This window comes from Burkholderia sp. IMCC1007, assembly GCF_027257875.1.
In the GTDB taxonomy this organism is placed as follows: domain Bacteria; phylum Pseudomonadota; class Gammaproteobacteria; order Burkholderiales; family Burkholderiaceae; genus Burkholderia.
Genome location: NZ_JAPVQY010000122.1, coordinates 1 through 4,025 on the forward strand (window position 1 = coordinate 1; position 4,025 = coordinate 4,025).

General features: G+C 69.2%; 1 protein-coding gene. It reads right to left on the reverse strand.

Annotated elements, in window-relative coordinates; all coding sequences use genetic code 11:
• Positions 1-6: 6 nt before the first annotated feature.
• Positions 7-4,025: ATP-dependent RNA helicase HrpA (hrpA, locus tag O1Q03_RS39740; RefSeq protein WP_442865926.1), on the reverse strand; the 4,019-nt coding region annotated here is incomplete at its 5' end.

Genomic DNA, 4,025 nt, shown 5'->3' on the forward strand with positions numbered 1-4,025 from the left:
GTCGCACTAGCGCTGCATCGACTCCCAGACCTTGTGCAGACGCTTGACAGAGACAGGCATCGGCGTGCGCAGTTCCTGCGCGAACAGCGAAATCCGCAGTTCCTCGAGCAGCCAGCGGAACTCCGCGAGCCGCGAGTCCGCCACGCCGCCGCGCTGCGACACCGCGCGCTGGTACTGCTGGACGAGCGGCAGCAGGTCGGCGGACTGCTTCGCGTCGCGCGCCGGATCGGCCTTCAGCTTGTCGATCCGCAGCGCGATGCCCTTCAGGTAGCGCGGGAAATGCGCAAGCTGCGCGTAAGGCGTGTCGATCACGAAGCGCTTGCCGACCAGCGCCGCGAGCTGCTGCTGGATATCGGCATGGGCCTGCGCAAACGGCTTCGCCTGTGCGAGCTTCTTCGCGAGGCCCGCGTATTCGGCCAGGATCTGCCCGACGAGCCGCGCGATCTCCTGCGCGAGCAGGTTCAGGCGGCTGCGGCCCTCGTCGCGGCGCGCATGGAAGCTCGCGTCGTCGTCGGGCAGCGGGTCCTGCAGGCACGCGCGGTCGAGCGCCGTGTCGATCAGCTGCTCGCGCAGCTCGTCCTGCGTGCCGAGCGACATGTACTGCATCGCCATCTCGCGCAGGCCCGGCAGGTTCTTTTCCAGGAACTTGATCGGCTCCTTCAACTGCAGCGCGAACAGCCGCCGCAAGCCGGCCCGGTGGATGCGCGCGGCCTCCTCAGGAGAATCGAACACCTCGACATCGCAATGCGTGCCGCGATCGACGAGCGCCGGATAGCCGTACAACGTCTGGCCGCGCCGGCGGATCTCCAGCAGCTCGGGGAGCTTGCCGAAGTTCCATGTCGTCAGGTTTTCATACAGCGCCGTCGCGCCTGCTTCCGCCGGCGCGGCCGTCTGCGGCGCGGCGCCCTTGCCCGGCTTGCCGCCCTTCGCTGCCGGCGCCGCTGCCGGCCCCGCCGCGAACGCCGGTGCGTCGCCCGTGTCGGTTTCGCCGCCCGGGGAGATCGTCGACGCCGCCGCGATCTTCTGGAACTGCTGCTGCGCCTGCGCGCCCAGCTCCTGGCGCAGCTGCGCGAGATTGCGCCCCATCGCGAGCTGACGGCCGTGCTCGTCGATCACCTTGAAGTTCATGAACAGGTGCGCGGGCAGCGTCTCGAGCTTGAAGTCGGCCGTCTTCATCGCGACCTGTGTCTGCGCACGCACGTCGGCGATCAGCGCCTCGACGAGCCCGCCGGCGCCGAAGCGCTCGCGGCCCATCCGCTCGACGAAACCGGCCGCGTACTCGGGCAGCGGCACGCAGTGCCGGCGCAGCTTCTGCGGCAGCGACTTGAGCAGCAGCTGCACCTTCTCCTTCAGCATCCCCGGCACGAGCCATTCGCAGCGGCGGGCGTCGACCTGGTTCAGCGCGTAGAGCGGCACCGCGAGCGTCACGCCGTCGCGCGGCGTGCCGGGCTCGAAGTGGTAGGTCAGCGCCATCTCGACGCCGGCCATCGTCGCGCGCTTCGGGAACAGGTCGGTCGTCACGCCGGCCGCCTCGTGGCGCATCAGGTCGTCGCGCGACAGGTACAGCAGCCGCTGCTTGTCGTCCGGCTGGCCGCCCTTCTTCACCTCGTCGCGATACCAGCGCTCGAACGCGGCGCCCGTGTGGATGCCTTCCGGAATCGCCTGGTCGTAGTACGCGTAGATCAGCTCGTCGTCGACCAGCACGTCCTGCCGGCGCGACTTGTGCTCGAGCTGCTCGATATCGGCGAGCAGCTTCCGGTTGTGCGCGAAGAACGGCAGCTTCGTGTCGAATTCGCCTTCGACCAGCGCGCCGCGGATGAACAGCTCGCGGGCGCGCGCCGGATCCTGCTTGCCGAACGCGACGCGCCGACGGTGATAGATCGGCAGCCCGTACAGCGTCGCACGCTCGAACGCGCTGACCTGCGCCGGACGCTTCTCCCAGTGCGGCTCCGACAGCGATTTCTTCAGCAGATGCGCGCCGACCTTCTCGACCCACTCGGGCTCGATCTTCGCGAGGCAGCGCGCGTACAGCCGGCTCGTCTCGACGAGCTCGGCCGCCATCACCCAGCGGCCGGCCTTCTTCGCGAGCGCGGAACCCGGCCACAGGTAGAACTTGATCCCGCGTGCGCCGAGGTAATGCGGATCGTCGTCGGCCTTCATCCCGAGGTTGCCGAGCAGGCCCGTCAACAGGGCCAGATGGATCTGCTCGTACGTGGCCTCGACTTCGTTGAGCCGCCAGCCGTGCTCGCGCACGACCGTCAGCAACTGCGAATGGACGTCGCGCCACTCGCGCAGCCGCAAGTGCGACAGGAAGTTCTGCCGGCACGCGTCGATCAATTGGCGATTCGACTTCTTGTGCGCGACGGCCTCTTCGAACCACGCCCAGATCTTCAGCCACTGCAGGAATTCGGAACGCTCGTCGGCGAACCGGCGATGCGCCTGGTCGGCCTGCTCCTGCGCTTCGATCGGGCGGTCGCGCGGGTCCTGCACAGACAGCGCGCTCGCGATGATCAGCACCTCGCGCAGCGACTGCTGGTCGCGCGCGGCGAGAATCATCCGGCCGACGCGCGGGTCGAGCGGCAGCCGCGCGAGCTCCCGGCCGAGCGGCGTCAGCGCGTTGTCGTCGTCGACCGCGCCGAGTTCGTTCAGCAACTGGTAGCCGTCCGCGATCGCGCGGCCGGGCGGCGGTTCGAGGAACGGGAACGATTCGATCGCCGTCAGGTGCAGCGACTTCATCCGCAGGATCACCGACGCGAGCGACGAGCGCAGGATTTCCGGGTCGGTGAAGCGTGCGCGCGCCTGGTAGTCGCTTTCCTCGTACAAGCGGATGCACACGCCGTCGGCCACGCGGCCGCAACGGCCCGCGCGCTGATTCGCGGCAGCCTGCGAGATCGACTCGACCTGCAGCTGCTCGACCTTGTTCCGGTACGAATAGCGCTTCACGCGCGCGAGGCCGGTGTCGACGACGTAGCGGATGCCCGGCACCGTCAGCGAGGTTTCGGCCACGTTGGTCGCGAGCACGATCCGGCGCGCGTTCGACGCCTTGAACACCTTGTCCTGGTCGGCCGCCGACAGCCGCGCGAACAGCGGCAGGATCTCGGTATGCGGCGGATGGTGCTTGCGCAGCGCCTCGGCCGCCTCGCGGATCTCGCGCTCGCCAGGCAGGAACACCAGCACGTCGCCGGGGCCTTCGCGGCAGAGCTCGTCGACCGCGTCGACGATCGCGTCCATCAGGTCGCGTTCGGCTTCGCGCGCGGTCTTCACGCGATCGCGGCCGCCCGTGCCTTCGGCGTTCTTCACCGCCGGACGGTCCTCGGCTACCGGCCGATAACGCATCTCGACCGGATACAGCCGCCCGCTCACCTCGATCACCGGCGCCGGACGTTCGTCGGTGCCGAAATGGCGCGCGAAGCGATCGGCGTCGATCGTCGCGGACGTGACGATCAGCTTCAGGTCCGGCCGCCGCGGGAGGATTTCCTTCAGGTAGCCGAGCAGGAAGTCGATGTTCAGGCTGCGCTCGTGCGCCTCGTCGATGATCAGCGTGTCGTACGCCTTCAGCAGCGGATCGGTCTGCGTCTCGGCGAGCAGGATGCCGTCCGTCATCAGCTTGACGGACGCGCCCGGCGCGAGATTGTCGGTGAAGCGCACCTTGTAGCCGACCACCTCGCCGAACGGCGTGCCGAGTTCCTCGGCGATCCGGCGGCCGGTCGACGACGCGGCGAGGCGCCGCGGCTGCGTATGGCCGATCAGGCCCGTGCCGCCGGCGCCGAGGCCGCGGCCGAGGTCGAGACAGATCTTCGGCAACTGGGTGGTCTTGCCCGACCCCGTTTCGCCACAGACGATGACAACCTGATGACCGGCGATCGCGCGCGCGATCTCGTCGCGCTTGCCCGACACGGGCAGGCTTTCCGGGTACGTAATCGGCGGAACGGGATTCGGCGGAACGGCGGCGCGCGGCGCACGCTCGCGGCGCGGAGCGCGCTCGCCCGTTGCCTGCGGCGCGCCCTTCGCGGCCGGCTGGCGCG